Annotated in this window: 19 protein-coding genes; 11 read left to right on the top strand and 8 right to left on the bottom strand. The window is 75.2% G+C overall.

Annotation, left to right across the window (positions count from 1 at the left end):
• Positions 1 to 65: 65 nt before the first annotated feature.
• Positions 66 to 1,373 (bottom strand): extracellular solute-binding protein, encoded by a 1,308-nt coding sequence (locus tag ACQ452_RS08530; RefSeq protein ID WP_433391901.1) that lies wholly within the window; start codon positions 1,371 to 1,373, stop codon positions 66 to 68.
• A gap of 430 nt (positions 1,374 to 1,803) precedes the next feature.
• Here ACQ452_RS08530 and ACQ452_RS08525 point away from each other — a divergent pair, with 430 nt between their 5' ends.
• From ACQ452_RS08525 to ACQ452_RS08495, 7 genes are all read left to right on the top strand, one after another.
• Positions 1,804 to 2,550: a pyrimidine reductase family protein gene (locus ACQ452_RS08525; protein WP_433391898.1), complete on the top strand. Its 747-nt coding sequence runs from the start codon at positions 1,804 to 1,806 to the stop codon at positions 2,548 to 2,550.
• 218 nt (positions 2,551 to 2,768) lie between these two features.
• A complete protein-coding gene (locus ACQ452_RS08520) occupies positions 2,769 to 4,523 on the top strand; it encodes an ATP-binding protein (RefSeq protein ID WP_433391896.1) in 1,755 nt (584 codons plus the stop codon).
• A gap of 10 nt (positions 4,524 to 4,533) precedes the next feature.
• Positions 4,534 to 5,682, top strand: coding sequence for an exonuclease SbcCD subunit D (locus tag ACQ452_RS08515; protein WP_433391894.1), 1,149 nt, complete (start codon positions 4,534 to 4,536; stop codon positions 5,680 to 5,682).
• Entirely contained in the window at positions 5,682 to 8,156 is a 2,475-nt protein-coding gene (locus ACQ452_RS08510; protein WP_433391891.1) for an AAA family ATPase, read from the top strand. Before ACQ452_RS08515 ends, ACQ452_RS08510 begins: the two co-directional genes overlap by 1 nt.
• Before the next feature lie 50 nt (positions 8,157 to 8,206).
• A complete protein-coding gene (locus ACQ452_RS08505; protein WP_433391889.1) occupies positions 8,207 to 9,166 on the top strand; it encodes a hypothetical protein in 960 nt (319 codons plus the stop codon).
• A complete protein-coding gene (locus ACQ452_RS08500; RefSeq protein ID WP_433391887.1) occupies positions 9,166 to 10,023 on the top strand; it encodes a spermidine synthase in 858 nt (285 codons plus the stop codon). Before ACQ452_RS08505 ends, ACQ452_RS08500 begins: the two co-directional genes overlap by 1 nt.
• A 57-nt stretch (positions 10,024 to 10,080) precedes the next feature.
• Positions 10,081 to 11,001: a DNA-3-methyladenine glycosylase family protein gene (locus ACQ452_RS08495; protein ID WP_433391885.1), complete on the top strand. Its 921-nt coding sequence runs from the start codon at positions 10,081 to 10,083 to the stop codon at positions 10,999 to 11,001.
• Positions 11,002 to 11,044: 43 nt separating this feature from the next.
• On the opposite strand, the gene ACQ452_RS08490 is transcribed toward ACQ452_RS08495, so the two are convergent.
• Positions 11,045 to 11,548, bottom strand: a complete 504-nt coding sequence (locus ACQ452_RS08490) for a DUF1990 family protein (RefSeq protein ID WP_433391882.1) — start codon at positions 11,546 to 11,548, stop codon at positions 11,045 to 11,047.
• 75 nt (positions 11,549 to 11,623) lie between these two features.
• On the opposite strand from ACQ452_RS08490, the gene ACQ452_RS08485 reads away from it, so the two are divergent.
• Entirely contained in the window at positions 11,624 to 12,115 is a 492-nt protein-coding gene (locus ACQ452_RS08485; protein WP_433391879.1) for a GNAT family N-acetyltransferase, read from the top strand.
• Here ACQ452_RS08485 and ACQ452_RS08480 read toward each other — a convergent pair.
• Together ACQ452_RS08480 and ACQ452_RS08475 are read right to left on the bottom strand one after the other, a co-directional pair.
• The gene (locus ACQ452_RS08480) at positions 12,090 to 12,512 is read right to left on the bottom strand and encodes an SRPBCC family protein (RefSeq protein ID WP_433391876.1); all 423 of its coding nucleotides are present in this window, start codon (positions 12,510 to 12,512) and stop codon (positions 12,090 to 12,092) included. The genes ACQ452_RS08485 and ACQ452_RS08480 overlap by 26 nt on opposite strands.
• 141 nt (positions 12,513 to 12,653) lie before the next feature.
• Positions 12,654 to 12,866, bottom strand: coding sequence for a hypothetical protein (locus ACQ452_RS08475; protein ID WP_433391874.1), 213 nt, complete (start codon positions 12,864 to 12,866; stop codon positions 12,654 to 12,656).
• Positions 12,867 to 13,002: 136 nt separating this feature from the next.
• On the opposite strand from ACQ452_RS08475, the gene ACQ452_RS08470 reads away from it, so the two are divergent.
• Together ACQ452_RS08470 and ACQ452_RS08465 are read left to right on the top strand one after the other, a co-directional pair.
• Positions 13,003 to 14,115, top strand: a complete 1,113-nt coding sequence (locus ACQ452_RS08470; RefSeq protein ID WP_433391871.1) for an ATP-dependent DNA ligase — start codon at positions 13,003 to 13,005, stop codon at positions 14,113 to 14,115.
• Positions 14,116 to 14,148: 33 nt separating this feature from the next.
• Positions 14,149 to 15,732, top strand: coding sequence for an alpha/beta hydrolase (locus ACQ452_RS08465; RefSeq protein ID WP_433391869.1), 1,584 nt, complete (start codon positions 14,149 to 14,151; stop codon positions 15,730 to 15,732).
• Here the strand turns inward: ACQ452_RS08465 and ACQ452_RS08460 are convergent.
• Positions 15,659 to 16,171 (bottom strand): potassium channel family protein, encoded by a 513-nt coding sequence (locus ACQ452_RS08460; protein ID WP_433391866.1) that lies wholly within the window; start codon positions 16,169 to 16,171, stop codon positions 15,659 to 15,661. The genes ACQ452_RS08465 and ACQ452_RS08460 overlap by 74 nt on opposite strands.
• Before the next feature lie 73 nt (positions 16,172 to 16,244).
• Here ACQ452_RS08460 and ACQ452_RS08455 point away from each other — a divergent pair, with 73 nt between their 5' ends.
• Positions 16,245 to 16,697: an N-acetyltransferase family protein gene (locus ACQ452_RS08455; RefSeq protein WP_433391865.1), complete on the top strand. Its 453-nt coding sequence runs from the start codon at positions 16,245 to 16,247 to the stop codon at positions 16,695 to 16,697.
• A gap of 37 nt (positions 16,698 to 16,734) precedes the next feature.
• On the opposite strand, the gene ACQ452_RS08450 is transcribed toward ACQ452_RS08455, so the two are convergent.
• The 3 genes from ACQ452_RS08450 to ACQ452_RS08440 form a co-directional block, all read right to left on the bottom strand.
• Positions 16,735 to 17,400, bottom strand: coding sequence for an ABC transporter ATP-binding protein (locus tag ACQ452_RS08450; protein WP_433394049.1), 666 nt, complete (start codon positions 17,398 to 17,400; stop codon positions 16,735 to 16,737).
• Positions 17,401 to 17,501: 101 nt separating this feature from the next.
• Complete coding sequence (locus ACQ452_RS08445; RefSeq protein ID WP_433391862.1) at positions 17,502 to 18,500, bottom strand: ABC transporter ATP-binding protein; 999 nt, start codon at positions 18,498 to 18,500, stop codon at positions 17,502 to 17,504.
• 1 nt (position 18,501) lies between these two features.
• Complete coding sequence (locus ACQ452_RS08440; RefSeq protein WP_433391859.1) at positions 18,502 to 21,249, bottom strand: FtsX-like permease family protein; 2,748 nt, start codon at positions 21,247 to 21,249, stop codon at positions 18,502 to 18,504.

The raw sequence follows: 21,249 nt of genomic DNA, 5'->3' as shown, positions 1-21,249 counted from the left end.
GGGACGTGGGCGCCGCCGCCGGCGCACGGCACCTCGTGCCGTGTGCCGGACAGGTGACCGGCGGTTCAGCCGACCGCCTTCTTGGCCTCGCCCATCGCCTTTGCCCACGCGGCGTCCGACTTGAGCTTGCCGCGCTCGGCGGCCTGCATCTGCGGCTCGACGATGGTCTCCCAGACCTGCTGGTGCTTCGCGCCGAGGAAGACCGGCTTCATGTTCTTGACGCTGTCACCGAAGATCTGGCCGATCGGGGCGCCGCTGAAGTACTCGCTCGTCTTGCCCTTGAACGCCGGGTCCTCGATGCCGGGGATGCTGGAGGGCATGGCGCCCGCCTCGCTGAACGCCGCCAGGTGGCCCTCCTTGCCGGTCAGGTACTTGGCCAGCAGGTAGGCCTCCTTCGGGTGCTTGGTCTGGGCCGGGACGGCGAGGTAGGAGCCGCCCCAGTTGCCGCCGCCCCCCGGGATCTTGGCGATGTCCCACTTGCCGGAGTTTCCCGGGCCCGAGCGCTGCGCGATGATTCCCTCGGTCATCCACGCCGGGCAGGGGATGGTGGCGAAGGCGTTGTTCTTGAACGCGGCGTCCCAGTCGGCGCTCCAGCGCTGGGCCTTCGCGGTCAGCCCCTCGGCGGCCATCTGCAGGCCCGTGTCCCACGCCTTGCGGACGACGGGGTTGGTGTCGCCGATGAACTTGTTCTCCTTGTCGAAGAAGAAGGTCTCGGAGTTCTGCATGACGTACGGCTGCATCAGGCTGGTGGCGCTGTCCAGCCACGCCGCCTTGACCTTGCCGCTGGCCTTGAACTGGCGCCCGAGCGCGATGTAGTCGTCCCAGGTGCCCATGCGCTGGGAGACGGCCTCCCGGTCGCTCGGCAGACCTGCCTGCTGGAGCAGGTCCTTGCGGTAGCACATGGCCAGACCGCCGACGTCGGTGCCGAGACCGATCAGCTTCTTGCCGTCGGGCGTCATCGCGTTGTTCCACTTCCACTCGGGGAAGTTGGCCTTCAGCTCGCTGGCGCCCAGGTCGAGCAGGTTGGCGAACTTGTCGTGGTTCTGCACGTACTGCAGCACCACGCCCTCCTCCAGGCCGACGACGTCACCGGCGCCGCTGCCCGCCGCGAGCCACTGCACCAGCTTGGGCTGGAAGTCGCGCAGCTCACCCATCTTCTGGTGTTCGACCTTGATATTCGGGTTGGCCGCCTCGAAGTCCTTGATGGCCTTCTCGTAGCCGAAGTTCGAGAAGGTCTGCAGGACCAGCTTGACCTGCCCGCCCTCGCCCGCCTCGTCGTCGTTGTTCTTGCTGCACGCCGCGCTGCCGAGGGCGACGCCCACGGCCAGCGCGGCGGCTGCGACAGTGCGGAGCCGGCGCCTGATGACGCTCATCCCTGACCCCTCTCAGGTGGGTAACTCGTGTGGTGGTTCGGTGTGCCGCAGGACGCGCGGTGCTGCGAACGCTCCCTGCGGTGGTCGTCGTCCGGTAGCCGCCGGGGACGGCCGGCAGGCGCTCCCGACGGCCATCGGGAGCGCTCCCATGAGATTGCTGGCACGCCACAAAGGTGTCAATGGGTCGATGGGAGCGTTCCCAGATTGTTACCCGCGCCCCCCGTCCCCCGGCCGGCATCCCGGCGGGGCGGCCCGCGGCCCCAGGATCGGACACGCACCGGCGCCCACCCTCCCGCCGGGCCTAGGCTGGGGGCATGATCTGCCGAGCGTGCCGGGCGAGACGGCATGACGACTGCCCGGGACGCACCTGGTGCGACTGCCAGCACCGCGCTCCCCGGCCGACGCCCCCGGTCACCGGCCCGGCCGGCGAATGAGCGCCGGGATCCCGATCGACCGGATCTGGCCCGCGCCCCCCTCGTCGCCCCTCGACGACGCCGCGCTGACCGCGCTCTACGGCCGGCCGGACCGGCCGGGCCTGCGCATGAACTTCGTGACGAGCCTCGACGGCGCGGTGAGCGTGGACGGCTACTCGGCCGGGCTCTCGGGCCAGCCGGACAAGCGGGTCTTCGGCCTGCTCCGGATGCTCTGCGACGCGCTGGTGGTGGCCGCCGGCACGCTGCGGCACGAGGGCTACGGTGCGGTGCGGCTGGACGCGCGCCGGCGGGCCTGGCGGCGCGAGCACGGCCTGCCCGAGTTCCCGACGCTGGTGGTCGTCTCCGGCTCGCTCGACCTCGACCCGGCACAGGCCGCCTTCGCGGACGCGCCGGTACGCCCCGTGGTGCTCACCCGCGCCGACGCCCCCGCCCCGGCCGGGCTGGCCGAGGTCGCCGAGGTGGTGCGCTGCGGCACCGGCCGGGTGGACCTCACCGCCGGGCTGGCGGAACTACGCCGGCGCGGCCTCGCGCACCTGCTCTGCGAGGGAGGCCCGCAGCTCTTCGGCACGCTCGCCGCGGCCGACCTGGTCGACGAGCTCTGCCTCACCGTGGCCCCGCTGCTGGCCGGCGCGGGGCCGGGCCGGATCGTCGCGGGTGAGCCCAGCCCGCCCCGGCGGCTCCCCCTGCGGCACGTGCTCGCCGCCGGGGACGGAACGCTGCTGCTGCGCTACGCGCGCGACTGACGGCGGCGGGAGCGCCGCCACGCCGGGCCGGCGCACATCCGGCGACGGCCCGCCCGGCAGCCGCGCCCCCGCGATGTCGCACGCTGCGTACCGCCGGCGTGACGCCGCGCCACGGTCGGCGTGGCGTCCGACGCGTCACGTGGCAACCTGTCGTACTCCTCGGGCAGGATGCAGGGCGTGTGCCCCGACCGCGACGACCAGCCGAGCGGAGTTGCCAGATGACTGACGACGGTTCAGACGGCCCGGGCGAGGTGGTCGGCCGGGTGCTGGGCACCGCCGACGCCACCCCCCTGCAGTTCTGGACCGCGGTCTCCCCCGGCAGCTACCTGCAGCTCGACGACGTCGTGGTGACCCGCCGCGAGCTGCCCGACCGTGAGCCGGTGACGATCGCCGGGGTGGTCACCCACGTGCGCGCCCGGCACGAGGGCGCCCAGTTCGACTCCGACGTCTTCGCCATCGCAGACGGCACACTGCCCGCCCAGGTGCAGGAGGCCGCCGAGATCACCACGACCCGGGTCGACCCGGAGCTCTACGTGCCACCGTCGCCGGGTGCGGTGGTGCACCGCGCCGAGGGCGACGCCCGCGCCCGGGCGCTGCACTTCGACCGGATGGAACGGCGCATCCCGATGGGCATGGGCCGTGACGGGGTCCCGGTCTACCTCAACGCCGACTTCCTCGACGGCAGCCGGGGCGCGCACGTGTCGATCTCCGGCATCTCCGGGGTCGCCACGAAGACGAGCTTCGCCACCTTCCTGCTCTACTCGGTCTTCCGCTCCGGCGTGCTGGGCGGCGACGCGGTCAACGCCAAGGCGCTCATCTTCAACGTCAAGGGCGAGGACCTGCTCTTCCTCGACCACCCCAACACCCGGCTGGACGACCCCACCCGCGCCGCGTACGCCAAGCTCGGCCTCGTCGCCGGCGCGTTCCCCGACGTGCGCGTCTACGCCCCGCCGAGGGTCGGCGACTCCTCCGGCACCCCCGACGTGAGCAGCCGACTCACCGGGGTGGACAGCTTCTACTGGACGCTCAGCGAGTTCTGCGCCGACCGCCTGCTGCCCTACGTGTTCGCCGACGCCGACGACGAGCGCCAGCAGTACACGATGGTGGTCCACTCGGTCGCGGCGCACCTGGCCCGCTACGCCCAGCCCGCCGACGGCGGGGTGAGCATCGACGGCGTGCGGCTCGGCTCGTACGCCGACCTGGTCGACCACGTCGTCGACCAGCTCAACGACGACGAGACCCGCTCCGACTGGGCCGGCAGCGCGGTCGGGCTCGGCACGGTCAACGCGTTCGCCCGCCGGCTGATCGGCAGCAAGAAGGACCTGTCCCGGCTGATCCGGGGCGACCTGGCCACCCGCCGCCCGCACTCGATCAACACCGCCGAGAGCGCCCAGGTCACCGTGGTCGACCTGCACAACCTGCCGGACCGGGCGCAGCGGTTCGTGGTCGGCGTGACGCTCAAGAGCGAGTTCGAGCGCAAGGAGAAGTCCGGCACCGCCAAGCCGCTGCTCTTCGTGGTGCTCGACGAGCTCAACAAGTACGCCCCCCGCGAGGGCTCCTCCCCCATCAAGGAGGTGCTGCTCGACATCGCCGAGCGGGGCCGCTCGCTCGGGGTGATCCTGGTCGGCGCCCAGCAGACCGCGAGCGAGGTGGAGCGGCGGATCGTCACCAACTCGGCGATCCGGGTGGTCGGCCGGCTCGACCCGGCCGAGGCGTCCCGGCCCGAATACGGCTTCCTGCCGCCCGCGCAACGCCAGCGCGCGCTGCTGGCCAAGCCGGGCACGATGTTCGTCAACCAGCCCGACATCCCGGTGCCGCTCTGCCTGGAGTTCCCGTTCCCGGCCTGGGCCACCCGGGTCTCCGAGGCGGGCCGTGCCCCGTCCGAGACGCTCCGGTCGATCACCGGTTCCGCCGACCCGTTCGCGGTGGTCGGCTCCGGTGGCGGCAGCTCCGACGACGACATCCCGTTCTGAGGTCGGCACCGTGAAGATCCTGCACACCTCCGACTGGCACGTCGGCAAGATCCTCAAGGGACAGTCGCGGGCCGAGGAGCACACCCGGGTGCTGGCCGGCGTGATCGACATCGCCCGCGCCGAGGCGCCCGACCTGGTCATCGTCGCCGGCGACCTCTACGACACGGCCGCCCCGACGCCCGAGGCCACCCGGCTCGTCACCCGGGCCCTGACCGCGCTGCGCCGCACGGGCGCCGACGTGGTGGCCATCGGCGGCAACCACGACAACGGCCAGGCCCTCGACGCGCTGCGGCCCTGGGCCGAGGCCGCCGGCATCACCCTGCGCGGCGGGGTCCGGGACAGCCCGGACGAGCACGTCATCGACGGCACCACCGCCGGCGGTGAGCGCTGGCGGCTGGCCGCGCTGCCGTTCCTCTCCCAGCGCTACGCCGTCCGGGCGGTGGAGATGTACGACCTGACCGCCGCCGAGACCACCCAGACGTACGCCGACCACCTGGCCCGGGTGCTGGGCCGGCTGACCGAGAGCTTCACCGAGGCGGGCCGGGTGCACCTGGTCACCGCCCACCTGACGGTGGTCGGGGCGAGCACCGGCGGCGGGGAGCGCGACGCACACACCGTGCTGGGCTACGCGGTGCCGTCGACCGTCTTCCCGGGCACGGCGCACTACGTGGCGCTGGGTCACCTGCACCGCGCGCAGCGGGTCCAGGGCCCCTGCCCGATCCGCTACAGCGGCAGCCCGCTGGCGGTCGACTTCGGCGAGGAGGAGAACGTGCCGTCGGTGACCGTCGTGGAGGTCACGGCGAGCACGGCGGCGCAGGTCCGCGAGGTGCCGGTGACCGCCGCCACCGCGCTGCGCACGGTCCGGGGCACCCTGGCGCAGCTCGCCGAGGCGCAGGTGCCCGACGCCTGGCTGCGGGTCTTCGTGCGGGAGCAGCCGCGCGCCGGGCTGCGCGAGGAGGTGCAGGAGCTGCTGCCCCGGGCGCTGGAGATCCGCATCGATCCGGAGCTGGTGCCCACCCCGGGCAGCGGCGCACGGGTGGCGCAGCGGGCGGGCCGCTCGCCCCGGCAGCTCTTCGGCGACTATCTGGACAGCCGCGGGCAGAGCGACGACGGGGTGCGGGAGCTCTTCGACGAGCTCTTCGAGGAGGTCGAGCACTGATGCGCCCGATGCGGCTGGACATGGCCGGTTTCACCGTCTTCCGGGACGAGACGACAATCGACTTCACCGATGCCGACTTCTTCGCGCTGGTGGGGCCGACCGGCTCCGGCAAGTCGACGGTGCTGGACGCCCTCTGCTTCGTCCTCTACGGCACGGTGCCGCGCTGGGGCGGGGCGCGCGGCCTGGCCAACGCCCTGGCCCCGTCGACCACCGAGGCGCGGGTCCGGCTGGTCTTCGAGTCCGCCGGCGACCGCTACGTGGCGACCCGGGTGGTCCGCCGGGACGGCCGGGGCAACGTCAAGACGGCAAACGCCGGGTTGCAGCTGATGCCGGCCGGTTTCGACGTGACCAAGCTGGACACCGGGCTCAGCCCGGACGACCTCGGCGAGGTGCTGGCCGGCACCCCCGCCGAGATGGAGCAGGCGGTGCTGGCGGCGGTCGGGCTGCCGTACGAGCAGTTCACGAGCTGCGTGGTGCTGCCGCAGGGGCAGTTCGCCGACTTCCTGCACGCCAAGCCGGCCACCCGGCAGCAGATCCTGGTCAACCTGCTCGGCCTCGGGGTCTACGAGGACGTGCAGAAGAGGGCGACCGCGCGGGCGGTGCGGGCCGAGGCGAAGCTGGAGGCGGTCGACCGGGCGCTCGCCGGGCTCGCCGACGTCGACGCCGACGCCCTGGCGGTGGCGGCCGGGCAGGTCGACCGGATGCGGGAGCTGGCCGGAGTGGTGACGCTCGCCGTACCGGAGCTGGCGGCGGCCCGGGAGGCGGCGCGGGAGGCCGGCGCGGCCCTGGCCGCCCTCGACGCCGACCTGGCGGTGCTGGCCGCCGTGCGCGCGCCGGACCAGGTGGCGCAGGTGGCCCACGCGGTGGCGTCGGCGCGGGCCGGCGCGGACGAGGCGGCGACGGCGGTGTCGCTGGCCGAGGAGCGGGAGGAGAAGCTGCGCGGGGAGCTGGCGGCTGCCGGCGACGAGAGCGCCCTGCGGCTGCTGCTGCGGGCGTACGCAGACCGGGAGAAGCTGGCCGGCGAGGCGGAGGCGGTCCGTGCGGCGGTGACCGGGGCGCAGGCCGAGCACGCCGCGGCGGTGGCGGCACTGGCCGAGGCGCGGGCGGCGGCCGGGCGGGCGGAGGCGCAACTCGAGGCGGCCTTCCGCGCCCACGAGGAGGCGAAGGCGACCGACCAGGCGGTGGCGCTGCGGGCGCTGCTGCACGACGGGGCGCTCTGCCCGGTCTGCGAGCAGCCGGTGCCGGCCGTGCCGGCGGTGCCGGCCGATTCGGCGGTGGCCGCCGCCACGGCGGCGGGGCGGGCGGCGCGGGCGGCCAGCAAGGCCGCCGAGTCCCTGGTGCGCGAGCGGGACGACGCGGCCCGGGAGCTGGAGCGGGTGCTGCTGCGCGCGCGGGCCCGGCAGGACCAGGTGCAGGCCCGGCTGGCCGAGCTGGACGGCCAGCTGGCCGACGCGGGCGAGCCGGCGGTGCTGCGCCGGGAGCTGGACGAGCACGCGCGGCTGCGCCGGGCGCTGGAGGAGTCGGCGGCGGCGGTGCGCTCCGGCCGGGATGCCGCCCGGCGGGCCCGGGCGGCGGTGGACGCCGCCGAGGAGCGGCTGCGGGCGACGTGGCGCGCGTTCGACGCGACCCGCGACGGGCTGGCCCGGTTCGGGCCGCCCACGGCGGACCGGGAGGACCTGGGCGCCGCCTGGGCCGCCCTGACGGGGTGGGCCGACGAGGAGGCGCGGCGCCGCCGCGCGGCGCGGGCCGGGCGGGCCGCGGCGGTGGCGGAGGCCGAGGCGGTGGCCGCCGGCGTCGGCGAACGCATCGCGGCCGTCCTCGCCGCCGCCGGGCTGCCGGCCAGCGACGATCCGCTGCGCGTCGCCGACCGCGCCCTGGAGCGGGCCGAGGCCGACCTGCGCGAGTTGGAGCGGCGTCGCGAGCAGGCCGGCGGGCTGCGCGAGCAACGCTCCTCCTACGAGCGTGAGGCGCAGGTCGCCCGGGCGCTGGCGGGGCACCTGCGGGCCAACAACTTCGAGCGGTGGCTGCTGGCCGAGGCGTTGGACCTGTTGGTCGACGGCGCCTCGGGCATCCTGCGTGAGCTGTCGGCCGGGCAGTACGACCTGATGCACGACAAGGGCGAGTTCTTCGTGGTGGACCACCACGACGCCGGGCTGCGCCGGGGGGTGCGCACCCTCTCCGGTGGCGAGACCTTCCAGGCGTCGCTGGCGTTGGCGCTGGCGTTGTCGGAGCAGCTCGCCGGGATGTCCACCACGGCGGCGAGCCTGGAGTCGATCGTGCTGGACGAGGGCTTCGGCACGCTCGACGTGGCCACCCTCGACACGGTGGCCGCCACGCTGGAGAACCTGGCCGCCCGCGGCGACCGGATGGTCGGGGTGGTCACCCACGTGCCGGCCCTGGCCGAACGCATCCCCGTCCGCTTCGAGGTCAGCAAGGACGCCCGGTCGGCCCGCGTCGAGCGGACCGGCCGGTGAACGGGGCCCCGCCGGGGCGCCCCGGCGTGCGCGACGGAAGGTTCGCTGCGGTGACCGATCCACGGTTCTTCGTCGACGCGTGGGACCCGGCGTACGGGGCCTCGTTCGAGGCGTCCGCCGGTGGCCCCGCCGCACCCAGCAGCGCCCAGGTGGACGCGGACGCCGAGCTGCCGGCCGTGGACTGGCGGGCCATCGGGCCGCGTCCGGGCGTGCGCGCCCCCGACGTGGTGCTCCTCGTCGACGGGGTACGCCGGATCGACGCGAGCGTCTGGACGGCGGAGGAGGACGGGGTGTCCTTTCCGGGCCTGGCCGCGTCGTACGCCGCCGGGGTGGTCCGGTGCGACCTGGAGCGCGGCGCGGCGCAACTGGTCGGCGCGCGCGTCGGTCGGGGGTTGTTCACGGCCAGCCCGTCGGCGGCGGACGTGGTGGCCGGCAGCGTCCGTTACCCGGTGCACCGGGTCAGCGGCACCGGCGAGCTGAACAAGCTCCCCGCCGCCGTGCAGGGGCCGCTGACCGCGCTGGAGGTGGAGGTCTCGGGGGCGGCCCGCACCGACGGTGACCTGCTGGTGGTCGACGGGCCGCTGCGCAGCCGGCGGCAGCTTCCGCGCACGCTCGGCTACATCAAGACGCAGCACAGCCAATACCTGGACGCCCGGCTGACCGCCGTGGTCACCGGGTTGGCGGCCGGCGAGCGGTCCCCGGTGTTCAAGCTCGGCACGGCCTGGGGCGGTTGGTCGTGGTACCTGCGGCTGCCGGTGGCGCTCGGCGCGCCGTGGGCGGGCATCGTCCGGCTGGAGTGCTCCGCCGAGCTGAGCGTCGACGAGGCGGTGGGCCTGGCCGACCTGTCGCTGGTCACGCTGCCCCGGTTCGCCTCCACCCCCTACAAGGACCCGCGGGCGCCGCAGAACCTGATCCCGATCGCCGGCCTGGAGCGCCGGCTGCGCTCGCTGCTGGGCGACGCGCGGCTGCTGCACCGGGTGCTCACCGCCGCCGCCCGGGCCCGGCGCTGATGGGCCGCAAACGGGCGGTCGACACCGTGGCCGCGCGGGTGGACACCGGCCAGGCCGAGCTGGTGCCCGATGCGGACCGGCCGGGGTCGTGGACGCTGCTGCTCGACGGCGCCCCGCAGTCGCACGTGGATCTGGCCGATCCCACGCACCTGGAGTTCGAGTACGTCCGCCGCCTCGCCGCCGCGATCGACCTGGTGGCCCCGCCCGGCGTGCCGCTGCGGGTGCTGCACCTCGGCGGCGGCGCGCTGACCCTGCCCCGCTACGTGTCGGCCACCCGGCCCGGCTCCACGCAGCGGGTGGTCGAGGTCGACGGCGCGCTGGTGGAACTGGTCCGCAGCGCCCTGCCGTGGCCGCCGGACCCCCGGCTCAAGGTGCGGGTGGCGGACGCCCGCGCGGTGCTCGCCACCAGCCGCGACGCCAGCTACGACGTGGTGGTCGCGGACGTCTTCGCCGGCGCCCGCACCCCGGCGCACCTCACCTCGGCGGAGTTCGCCGCCGAGGTGGCCCGGGTGCTGCGGCCCGCCGGTTCCTATCTGGCGAACGTCGCCGACGGCCCCCCGCTGCGCCACGCCCGTGGGCAGGTCGCCACGGTCCGGTCGGTGCTGCCCCGGGCCTGCCTGGTCGGCGACGCGGCGGTGCTGCGGGGGCGACGCTACGGCAACCTGGTGCTGGTGGCCGGCCGGGTCGAGCCGCCGGTGGCAGAGCTGACCCGGCGTGCCGCCGGGGACTGGTTCCCCGGCCGGGTGCTGGCCGGCGCGGACCTCGACCGGTTCGCGGGCGGCGCCGGTGTGGTGCGCGACGTCGACGCCACCGACTCGACCCCGCCGCCGCCCGGGATCTTCTCCGTGCGCCGCTGAGCCGCGCCGGTCGACGGTGTCGCCGGTCACGGCGGCGGGGCGTGACAGCATGTGCGGGTGACCGGGACCGAACCCACCGCGCGTCGGGAGCTGCGCCCGCCCGCCGGGTACCGGCTGGCCGCGTCGGTCCGGGCACTGACCTTCAGCCCGTACGACCCGTGCGCCCGGGTCGCGGCCGGCACCTTCTGGTGGGCCGCCCGCACCCCGGACGGGCCGGCCACCCTCGCCCTGCGTCCGGTCGGCGGCACCCTGCTCGCCGAGGGTTACGGCCCGGGCGGTGACCGGGTCGTGGAGCGGGCGGACGCGATCGCCGGGTTGCGTGACGACGTCGCCGGGTTCGCGGCGCTGGCCGACGCCCACCCGGTGGTGGCGCGGCTCGCGGTCCAGCATCGGGGGCTGCGGATGCCGGCCACGGGTCAGGTCTTCCCCCGCCTGCTGCGGGCGGTCTTCGAGCAGAAGGTGACCGGCACGGAGGCGTACCGGGCGTACGCGGCGACGGTGCGGCACTTCGGCGAGGCGGCACCGGGGCCGGTGCAGCCGCTGCTGCTGCCGCCGGAGCCGGCGGCGGTGGCGGCCACCCCGTACTGGGTGTTCCACCCGTTCGGCGTGGAGCAGCGGAGGGCCGAGACGCTGCGCCGGGCGGCGGCCGTCGCCGACCGGTTGGAGCGCTGTGTCGACTCCGCCGAGGCGACCCGCCGGCTCACCGCCATCGCCGGCGTCGGGGTGTGGACCGCCGCCGAGGTGGTGCGCGTCGCGTACGGGGACCCGGACGCGGTAAGCGTCGGCGACTTCCACGTGCCGAACACGGTGGCGTGGGCCCTGGCGGGCGAGCCGCGCGGCGACGACGAGCGGATGTTGGCCCTGCTGGAGCCGTTCCGGGGGCACCGGGGGCGGGTCTGCGTGCTGCTGGCGGCCGGTGGCGTGCAGGCGCCGAAGTACGGCCCGCGCATGCCGATCCGCTCCTTCGCCCGGTTCTGACCGGCCGCCCGGCCCGTCGGGTGCCGTCGCGCGCCGGCCGGGATCAGGTGCGGGCGCAGAGGCGGCGCAGGGTGCGCCCGAGCCACCAGGCGTACGCGCGCTGGAAGGCACGGCCGGCCGGTCCCGCCACGCGCATGACCCAGCGGTCGGGCCGGCTGAACGCGACCACCTCGAAGAAGACGTGACCGGTGGCGTCGCGGCTGACCACGAACGCCTCCTCGCCGCGCGCCGGGTGCCCGGGCAGCGTGCCGTACCCGAAGCCGGCCCGCCGCCCGTCGTCGACGGCCCAGACCACCTGGCAGGGCGCGGGCAGCCGCAGCGGGCCGACGCCCAGCCGGGAGACCACCCGCACCCCCGGGGCGGCCCGGTCGGCGTCGGCGTCCATCCGGATGCCGGCCGCGCGGTGCAGTCGCCAGCCGAGCACCGCCGACCCGGCCGCCGCGAAGCAGCCGTCGGGCAACCGGACCCGGTGCCGCACGTGCCGCCAGCCGGGCGGCAGCTCGCCGCGCTCGGTGGCCCCGACGTGCGGGTAGGTCAGTGTGGGCACGGGGGACCCCTTCGCCGGTTCGACGGGACACCGCCAGCGTACGGGCGGCCGGGCGGCCTGTGGTTGGCTGTGTGGGTGATCATCGAGCCACGCATCGCCCCCGCCGACGTCGCGGACGCGGGCGAGATCCTCACCGTGCAGCGCGCCGCGTACCTCGTCGAGGCGCAGCGCTACGCCGACCCGTTCCTGCCACCGCTGACCGAGACCCTGGACGAGGTGCGGGCCGAGCTTTCCGGGCCGGCGACGGTGCTCGCCGCCCGCGCCGGCGGGCGGCTGGTGGGTTCGGTGCGGGCCCGCGTCGACGGCGACACCGCGCGCATCGGCCGGCTCGCCGTCGCCCCCGACCAGCAGGGCCGTGGCGTCGGCGGATCGCTGCTGCGCGCGGTGGAGGCGCTCTTCGTCGCACGGGTACGCCGTTTCGCGCTCTTCACCGGTGCGGAGAGCGAGCAGAACCTGCGGTGGTACGACCGGCACGGTTACCGGGTCGTCGGGCACCGGACGGGCCACGACGGCATCCGGCTCGCCCGGCTGGAGAAGCTGGTCAGCCCCGCTCGCAGCGACGCCTGAGCCCGTCGGCCTCCATCCGCAGGTAGCGGCGCAGCAGGTCGCCGTAGAGCCAGCCGACGGGCCCGGCCAGCGGCCCGGACTGGGTGAGCGCCAACTCGAACCGGCTGTGCCCGTCGGGCAGCGGCAGCACCCGGTGCTCGCCGACGGTGCGGACCCCGGCGCTGCGCGACTCCCAGGTGAACGACAGTCCCCGCGTCAGCTCCGTGACCCGCCACACCGCCGGGCGCAGCCTCGGCTGCTCCAGCAGGGCGGTGGCCCCCACCGCGAGCGGGCCCGGCTCCCGCCGGGCCGCCCGGCGCACGGAGGGCGTCCACTGCGGCCACCCTTCGACGTCGACGAGCACCGCCCAGACCTGTTCGGCCCCGGCGGCCACCTGCGTACCGGCCTCGAACCGCATCGCGTCTCCTCCCGCGGCGGCGCCCCCGTGGCACCGCCACCCCGTTGGGACGACGCTGCCGCATCGACCGGGGTCGCGGCATCCCCCGGCCGGTCCGGCATTGGCCGCCCGCCGGTGCCGCCGCGGGGGCCGCTGCCGGGGTCAGGCGGCTTCCCGCAGGTCGGCCAGCCCGAGGGGGGTACGCCGGCGCAGCAGTTCCTCCAGTTCCGCCACCGAGGCGACCTCGCCGAGCACGTCCTTGCCGCCGCCGAAGCGGCGGGGGTAGCGGCGCACCAGCCGGTACCGGTGGCGGCCCCGGATCAGCTCGACGCTCACCCGCCACCGACCGCAGCACCCGCAGACCCACTCCGACACTCCGCGAAACTAGCTCTGACCTGCGCTTTCCTGATCCGCCCGAGGTGGCACGAGGCGCGCGCGGCCGGACACGCCGCCCGTTCGCCAACCGTGATCCGCCCCACTACTGTCGGTGCCGTCTGGTTGACTGGGCGCCGTGAAGCTGCCGATCAGTCCGCCGGTCGAGCCGATGCTGGCCAAGAGCGTCCCGCAGGTCCCCACCGCGCCGGGCATGACCTACGAGCCGAAGTGGGACGGCTTCCGGTGCATCGTGTTCCGCGACGGCGACGAGGTGGAGCTCGCCAGCCGCGGCGGCAAGTCGATGACCCGTTACTTCCCGGAGGTGGTCGAGCAGGCCCGCCGGCAGCTTCCCGCGCGGTGCGCGGTCGACGGCGAGCTGATCGTGATCCGGCGCGACGGCCCGGGCGGGCAGCCCCGGCTCGACTTCGAGTTGCTGGCGCAGCGCATCCATCCGGCCGCGTCCCGGGTGACGCTGCTGGCCGAGACCACGCCGGCCGACTTCGTCGCCTTCGACCTGCTCGCCCTCGACGACGACAGCCTGCTCGACGAGCCCTATCCCCGGCGACGTGCCCGGTTGGAGTCGGCGCTGGCCGGGGTCCGGGCGCCGGTGCACGTCACGCAGGTCACCACCGACGTCGACACCGCCCGCCGCTGGTTCGACGTCTTCGAGGGCGCGGGCCTGGACGGCCTGATCGCCAAGCCTGCCGACCTGCCCTACGAGCCGGGCAAGCGGCTCATGTTCAAGGTCAAGCACGCCCGCACGGCCGACGTGGTGGTGGCCGGCTTCCGGTGGCACAAGTCCGGCCCGGTGGTCGGCTCGCTCCTGCTCGGTCTCTACGACGACGACGGCGTCCTGCACCACGTCGGGGTGAGCGCGTCGTTCACCATGGCCCGCCGCGCGGAGCTGCTGCAGGAGCTGGAGCCCTACCGCGAGGTCGGCGCGGAGCACCCGTGGGTGCACGGCGACCACGAGCGCGGCCAGCGCCTGCCCGGCGGGGTGAGCCGCTGGACGGGCAGCCGCAACCTCGAGTGGGAGCCGCTGCGCCCCGAGCTGGTGGTCGAGGTCGGCTACGACGCGATGGAGGGCGAGCGGTTCCGGCACACGGCCCGCTTCGTCCGCTGGCGGCCCGACCGCGATCCTCGTTCCTGCCGCTACGACCAGCTCGACCGGCCCGTACGGTTCGACGTGGACCAGGTGCTGCGCGGCGACCCGACGGTGACCGTGGGGTCGCCCACCGGCCCGGCGTAGCCTGGCCGTCGACTCGATCACGGAGGCCCGCTCGTGACCCGCACGCCCGACCGGATCCGCCGGTTCCGGCTCGCCCTCGCCGGGCTGGCCGCCGCCGCGCTGATCGCCGCCGGTTGCACCCTGCCGGCGGTCGCCCCCAGGACGGACACCGGCGAGGCCGCCGCCACCGGCACGGCGCCCACCTGGCGGGCCTGCCCGGAGGTGGCCGACGAGCTGGTCGGGCGCGGGGCGCCCAACGTCCGCTACGAGTGCGCCCGGATCAAGGTGCCGCGTAACTGGGGCACGGGCGGCGGGGCCACCACCGGCCCGGGTGCCAACGAGACCTTCGAGATCGCGCTGCTGCGGGCCCGATCGACCAAGCAGCGCGACCGGATCGGCTCGCTGGTCGTCAACCCGGGCGGCCCGGGCGGCTCCGGCGTGGACACGGCCGTCTACCTCTCCTTCGGCCCGGCGTTCGGCGGCCTGCCCACCTCCGTCACCGACCGGTTCGACATCGTCGGTTTCGACCCGCGCGGGGTGTCGCGGTCCAGCCCGGTCAAGTGCATCCCCGACGCCGACCTGGACGCCAGCTTCGGCTACGACCCCGACCCGCGCAGCCAGGAGTCCTTCGACGGGTTCGTCGCGCTGAGTCAGCGCATCGGGCGCGGCTGCGGTGACCGCTACGGTGACCAGTTGCCGCTCTACGGCACCGAGCAGGCCGCCCGCGACATGGACGCGGTCCGTGCCGCCGTCGGTGACGACAAGCTGACCTACCTGGGCTACTCCTACGGCACCCTGCTCGGCGCCACCTACGCCCAGCTCTACCCGCGGCGGGTGCGGGCGTTGGTGCTCGACGGCGCGGTCGATCCGTGGCAGGACCCGATCGCCGGTTCGGAGGGCCAGGCCAAGGGCTTCGAGCTGGCCTTCGGCAACTTCTCCGCCTGGTGCGCGGCGAACGCCGGGCAGCGCTGCCCGATCGCCCCGGACGCGCGGGCCGCGGTCACCTCGGCGGTCGACAAGGCCCGGGTGTCCCCGGTACGCGGCGACGACGGCCGGGAGGCCACCGCGGGCTGGGTCTTCTACGCGATCGTCTCGTCGCTCTACACCGAGTCGGGGTGGCAGGAGCTGGCCGGGGCCATCGACAAGCTGGCGGGCGGCGACCCGCGGGAGATCTTCCGTCTCGCCGACGCGTACGCCGACCGGGAGCCCGACGGGCACTACTCGAACATGTTCGACGCCAACCTGACGGTCAACTGCACCGACCAGGACGAGAAGCCGAGCGTGGCGCGCATCCGCCAGCTCCAGTCGCAGTGGCGGGTGAAGTACCCGCTGTTCGGGCCGCCCCTGGCCGTCGGTCTGCTCTCCTGCACCGAGTGGCCGGGTGGGCGCGACCCGTATCCGACGGGCCGGGCCGACGGCGCGCCGCCGATCCTGGTGGTGGGCACCACGGGCGACCCGGCGACGCCGTACGAGCAGACCGGGAAGCTGGCTTCGATGCTGGGCGTGGGCCGGGTGCTCACCTGGGAGGGCGAGGGGCACACCGCGTACCCGCAGACGTCCTGCGTCACCGAGGCCGTCGACGCCTATCTGCTCGACCTGACCGTACCCAGAGCGGGGCTGCGCTGCCCGGCTCGCTGACCGCTCGCCGCGCCGGCAGGTCGGGCAGGTCGATGCCCTGCCGGGCGGCGAGTTCCTCCAGCAGTGCCAGCATCCGGCGCACGTCGGCCTTGAGCTGTTCCTGCTCCTCGTGTTCGAAGGCGTCGTCGTCGACGATGAGCTGGCTGGCGAAGTGCGCGGTGATCAACGGGATGACCAGCAGCACCATGGTCGAGATGAGTAGCGCGGCCAGGGTGCGGCCCTGCCAGCTCACGGGGGAGATGTCGCCGTAGCCGACGGTGGACGCGGTCACCACCGCCCACCAGACGGCGTCGGCCGCGCTGCGGTTCTCCACCTGGCCGTAGATGACGCCGGCCACCACGATCATCAGCAGGTACGAGATGATCAGCGTCCGGGGCGAGTTGGCGAACCAGACCAAACCCCGATAGATCGACCTGAAGGGCCGTAACAGTACGTCCATGGACGGTCATGGTGCCCGGTGCGCGCCAATGCCGCCCGCCGCGGGCCCGCCGCGTCGTGCCACCCTGTGCGGTATGCGTGACGTGATCTTCCGAGAGGCCGTCCGGGCCGATCTGCCGGCCGTGCTCGCCCTGCTCGCCGACGACCCGATCGGCAGGACCCGCGACCACACTCGGGTCGACGCCGTGTACGAGAGGGCGTTCGCGGACATCGACGCCGACCCGCGCAACCAGCTGATCGTGGCCGACCTCGGCGGCGAGCTGCTCGCCTGCATGCAGCTCACCTACATTCCCGGCCTCAGCCGGCACGGCGCCGAGCGTCAGCTCATCGAGTCGGTCCGGGTCCGCTCCGACCTGCGCGGGCGGGGGCTCGGCCGGCAGCTCATCACCTGGGCGGTCGACCAGGCGCGGCGGCGCGGCTGCGCCCTGGTCCAGCTCACCACACACAAGACCCGCCAGGATGCCCACCGCTTCTACCTGGGCCTGGGCTTCCAGTCCACGCACGAGGGCATGAAGCTGCCCCTCTGACGCCCCCAGGTCAGCGCCGCCGGCGCCCGGGCCACGGTCACGGCACGAGGCGACCGTCGCGGAGGGTGAGGACGCGGTCGGCGAGGTCGATGAGCGCCGGATCGTGGGTGGCGACCAGGGCGGTCATGCCGCGGGCGTGCACGACGGCCCGCAGCAGGTCCATGATGGAGCGCCCGGTCTCGGAGTCGAGCTGGCCGGTGGGCTCGTCGGCGATCAGCAGCTTCGGCTCGTTGGCGAGGGCCCGCGCCACCGCCACCCGCTGCTGCTGGCCGCCCGAGAGCTCGTACGGCCGCTGGCCCGCGTGCCCGCCGAGGCCGACCAGTTCCAGCAGCACCGCCACCCGCTGCTCCCGTTCGGCCGCCCCGACCCGGGCCAGTCGCAGCGGCACGCCGACGTTCTCCGCGGCGGAGAGGATCGGCACCAGCCCGAAGGTCTGGAACACGAAACCGATGGTGCTGCGGCGCAGCTCCAGCAGTTGCCGCTCGTTGGCGCCGGTCACCTCGTGCCCGGCCACCACCACCCGGCCCGAGTCGGGCCGGTCCAGGCCGCCGACCAGGTTCAGCAGGGTCGTCTTGCCCGCACCGGAGCGCCCGCGCACCGCGACCAGCTCGCCCCGCCCCGCCGAGAACGACACGTCCCGCACGGCGTGCACGGCGTGCTCGCCGCGGCCGAAGGTGCGGTCGAGCCCCGTCACCCGCACCACCTCGTCGGCGACCGTGGCGAGCGCCGCCGGAGCACCGCCACCCGGGCGGCCCACCGCGCCGTCGCCGGTTGCGGCCCCCGCCGTCGACACGTCCCGCCCCGTCACGCCGTCGCCTCCCGCTCGTCCTGGCTCCGGTCGCCCGGCCGGACCTGCACGTGGTCCGGTTCCAGGTCCAGCCGCACCCGGTCGCGCAGCGAGAGCGCGTCCACGAACGGCGCCGGTAGCTGCATCCGGCCGCTACGGTCCAGCACGGCGTACTCCTCGCTGACGAGTTCGGTGCCGCCGTCCGCGCCGACGCGCGCGGTCCGGCGTACCTCGGAGGCGGTCCGGCCGTCGCGGATCGCGACGGTCCGGCGGACCTGGGTGGCCACGGCCTGGTCGTGGGTGACCACCACGATGGTGACGCCGAGTTCGGCGTTGATGGTGCGCAACGCCCCGAAGACCTCGGCGCCGGTCGCCTCGTCCAGCTCGCCCGTCGGTTCGTCGGCGAAGAGCACCTCGGGGTCGTTCGCCACCGCAACGGCGACCGCGCAGCGCTGCTGCTCGCCGCCGCTGAGCTGCGTGGGCCGCCGGTCGGCGCAGTGCCCCACCCCGACCAGGTCGAGCAGTTCCCGGGCCCGTTCGCGGTGGGCCCGCCGGCCGCCCCGCCGCCCCGCGAGGCGCATCGGCAGCTCGACGTTCTCCAACGCGCTCAGGTACGACAGCAGGTTGCGGCCGGTCTGCTGCCAGACGAACCCGACCATCGCGCGCCGGTAGCTCAGCCGCCGCCGCGCGGAGAGGTTCAGCAGGTCGTACTCGCCCACCCGGGCGATGCCGGCGGTCGGCGTGTCCAGCCCCGAGAGGATGTTCAGCAGCGTCGACTTGCCGGAGCCGGAGGCGCCGACGATCGCCACCAGCTCACCCCGGTCGATGACCAGGTCGAGCCCCTGCAACGCGACGACCTCCACCCCCTCGGTCTTGAAGATCCGCACCAGCCCGTCGCAGACGAGGTGCCCCCGCAGCCGGTCCCGGCCGCCGGCCCGCTCCGCCGCCCGCTCGGCGGCCCGCTGTTGCAGGGCGGCCAGATCCGGCGCGGCTGTGGATTGCGCGGTAGCGGTCATGTCAGCTCTCCTCTCCGAGCCGGAGCACCTCGCCGAGGCGCATCCGGCGGTTGTTCAGTGTCTCGACGGCGATCGCGAAGCCGAGGGCGAGCGCCCCGAGCGCGACGACCCCGACCGCCAGACCGGGCTCGAACGCCACCCGGACCTCGACGCCGCCGGTGAAGGCGGACAGGTCGAGCACCGGGGTCAGCAGCAGTGGCAGCGCCGTACCGACCAGCGCACCGGTCACCACCGAGACGCCCACCAGCGGGGCCAGTTCCACCAGCAGCAGCCCCCGCCACTGGCGGCGGGACAGGCCGAGGGTGCGCAACCGGGACAGCACCTGGCCGCGCTCCCGGGCGCCGGCGAGCACCGTGAAGGCGATCGCGAGCAGGCCGAGCGCCGTCCCGCCGGCCGCGCCGGCGACGAAGCCGAAAGCGAGCACCCCGTTGGCGCCGCCCTCGCTGACCAGCCGGCGGGTGTCCGCGTGGGTCAGCACCTGCACGCCGCGCGCGCTCTCCCGACCGGTGACCGACCCCTCGGTCCGGTAGCGGGACGCTCCCGCTTCGCCGGCCCCGCGCAGCGCCTCGACGTCCAGGTCCTTTCCCACGACGAGGAAACCGGTCGGCACCGCGGCCTGCTGCCCCTGCGGCAACGACTGCCAGGGCAGCAGGACGAACCGGCGGCTGCGCGGGTCGAGCAGCGGGAAGCTCTCCGCCCGCCCGGCGACCCGGAACTCGTACCGCTGTCCCTGGGCGCTGACGAAGGCCGAGCCGTCCAGGCCGGCGGCGGCCAGCTCGGCGGCGACCGTCGGGGAGACCACCGCGGACAGCGGGCCGCCTCCTCCGGCGGGGGCGCGCAGCGCCGCGGGCACCGGCACGTCGATGCCGGCCTGCCGGGCCATCCGGGCCAGGGCGGGGCCGTCGACCATGAGCACGGTCACCTCGTCGAGCCGGGTGTCGGTGCCGGCGACGTCCTTCGCCAGGCGCTGCCCCGCCTGGTGCAGCACCGGGCTCGCGGCGCGCACCCCCGGCAGCCGCTCCAGTTCGGCACCCGTGTCCGAGGCGATCCGCTCCCCCAGGATCAGGGCGTCGGCGGGGACCACCCGGCTGGCGGCCCGGTCCCGGCTCGCCTCGATCCCGACGTTCGTCACCGCGCAGAACGCCGCCGTCGCGACGGCCAGCACCACCACCACAAGCGGCATGGCGACGACCGACCGGCCGGCCCGGGCGGTGCCCAGAAAGCCGACGCTGCCCCGGCTCCGGGCCGTGAGCCGGCCGAGCAGCCGCAGCGGCCACGGGTACAGCCGCATCGCCGCCACCGCCGCGGCGACGGCCAGCAGCACCGGCACCGATACCAGCAGTGGATCGATCTCGCCGGGGGTGAGGCCGCGGCGGCGCAGCAGCACGACCGCGAGACCCGCGAGGACCAGCAGCCCCGCCTCCACCGTGAGGCGGCGTGCTGACGGGCGCGAGCGGACCAGGTCGCGCCGCCCGGTGCCGCCGGTGGACGCGACGAGGGTGGCCACCGGCAGCGCCGCCGCCACCAGGGCGGTCGCGACGACGACGAACCAGACGGTCTGCCCGGGCGCCCCCGGGGCGAGGTTGCCGGCCAGCCAGCCGAGCGCGGCGGCCGGCGGCACCACCAGCAGCGTCTCTGCCAGGCTGCGGCCGGCGCCGGCGCGGCCCGCCCCGCCCCGGGCACGCAGCAGGATGAACTCCGCTCGGCGCCGACGGGCCAGCAGCCCGGCGGCCAGCAGCACGAGCCCCGCCAGCGAGGCCAGTACGCCCGCGGCGATCACGGCGAGCACCGTCCGGGCGCCGTCCACCTCGGCGGCGAACGCCCGCAGCGGGATGTCCACCGCCTGCACGACGTTGCGACCGCCCGCCTGCCGGGTGAGCTGCTGGAGCCCGGCGATCACCTGGTCCACTTCGCGGGCGTCGATGCCGTCGGCGCCCAACCGGTAGCGCCAGCTGAAGGTCAGCGGCCGGCCGGCGACGGCCTGGCGGTTCAGCGCGGCGGCGTCGACGACCCCGACGGCGACGAAGGGTTGGCCGTCGCCCACCGGCTCGATGACCCGCAGCAGTTGCGGCAGGCCGTCCCAGAACCCGTCGGCCGCGTCGCGGGGCTGGAAGAGCCCGACCACGGTGAACTGGGCGGGGGGCGGGGAGTCGGGCGTGAGCGGCCACGGCGGGGAGAGGGTCAGCCGGCTGCCGAGCCGCAGGTTGAGCTTGCCGGCGACGTCCGCCGCGAGCGCCACCTGCACCGGGTCGTCCTTCGGCGCGTCGGCCGGCCAGCGCCCCTCGACCAGGGTGCCGGCCTGCTCGACGCCGGTCGCGGCGCGCAGTCCCAGCTCGACCAGGAGGTTCTTCGCCGTCAGGTCGGGGCCGCCGACCCGGCTGGCGCTGGTCTCCGCGGCGAACCAGCGCTGTTCGACCATCCGGCGGACGACCGGCGGCATCCCGGCCTCCAGCGTCATCAGGTCGTTGTGGTGCGCGGCCAGCACGGAGGTGTGGTTGTTCGTCGCGTCGACCTGACCCGACGAGTACGTGACGTCCCGCTGCTGCGGCGCCACGGCGTCGAGGTCGGCCCGCAGGCCCTGCTGGACGCGGTCGTTGACGATCCTGGGCACCCCGCTGGTCAGCAGCGCGGCCACCAGCATCAGCGCCGCGAGAAGCAGGAACTGCCCGCCGTACGCCCGCACCCGGCGGGCGACCGCCCCGATGCTCAGCACGCCCGGTCTCCGCTCCTGGTCGTCGCCACGCTCCAC

The organism is Micromonospora sp. KLBMP9576 (assembly GCF_050941805.1).
Classification (GTDB): Bacteria; Actinomycetota; Actinomycetes; order Mycobacteriales; family Micromonosporaceae; genus Micromonospora.
The sequence above is the reverse complement of the archived record's forward strand: the minus strand, read 5'-3'. Positions and strand labels throughout refer to the sequence as shown.

What these genes read in the sequence shown, in the direction of transcription:
- ACQ452_RS08510 (WP_433391891.1), top strand. Translation starts at nt 5,682, where the DNA reads ATGCGCCCGATGCGGCTGGACATGGCCGGTTTCACCGTCTTCCGGGAC.
- ACQ452_RS08445 (WP_433391862.1), bottom strand. Translation starts at nt 18,500, where the DNA reads ATGACCGCTACCGCGCAATCCACAGCCGCGCCGGATCTGGCCGCCCTG.
- ACQ452_RS08455 (WP_433391865.1), top strand. Translation starts at nt 16,245, where the DNA reads ATGCGTGACGTGATCTTCCGAGAGGCCGTCCGGGCCGATCTGCCGGCC.
- ACQ452_RS08460 (WP_433391866.1), bottom strand. Translation starts at nt 16,171, where the DNA reads ATGGACGTACTGTTACGGCCCTTCAGGTCGATCTATCGGGGTTTGGTC.
- ACQ452_RS08525 (WP_433391898.1), top strand. Translation starts at nt 1,804, where the DNA reads ATGAGCGCCGGGATCCCGATCGACCGGATCTGGCCCGCGCCCCCCTCG.
- ACQ452_RS08480 (WP_433391876.1), bottom strand. Translation starts at nt 12,512, where the DNA reads ATGCGGTTCGAGGCCGGTACGCAGGTGGCCGCCGGGGCCGAACAGGTC.
- ACQ452_RS08500 (WP_433391887.1), top strand. Translation starts at nt 9,166, where the DNA reads ATGGGCCGCAAACGGGCGGTCGACACCGTGGCCGCGCGGGTGGACACC.
- ACQ452_RS08520 (WP_433391896.1), top strand. Translation starts at nt 2,769, where the DNA reads ATGACTGACGACGGTTCAGACGGCCCGGGCGAGGTGGTCGGCCGGGTG.
- ACQ452_RS08530 (WP_433391901.1), bottom strand. Translation starts at nt 1,373, where the DNA reads ATGAGCGTCATCAGGCGCCGGCTCCGCACTGTCGCAGCCGCCGCGCTG.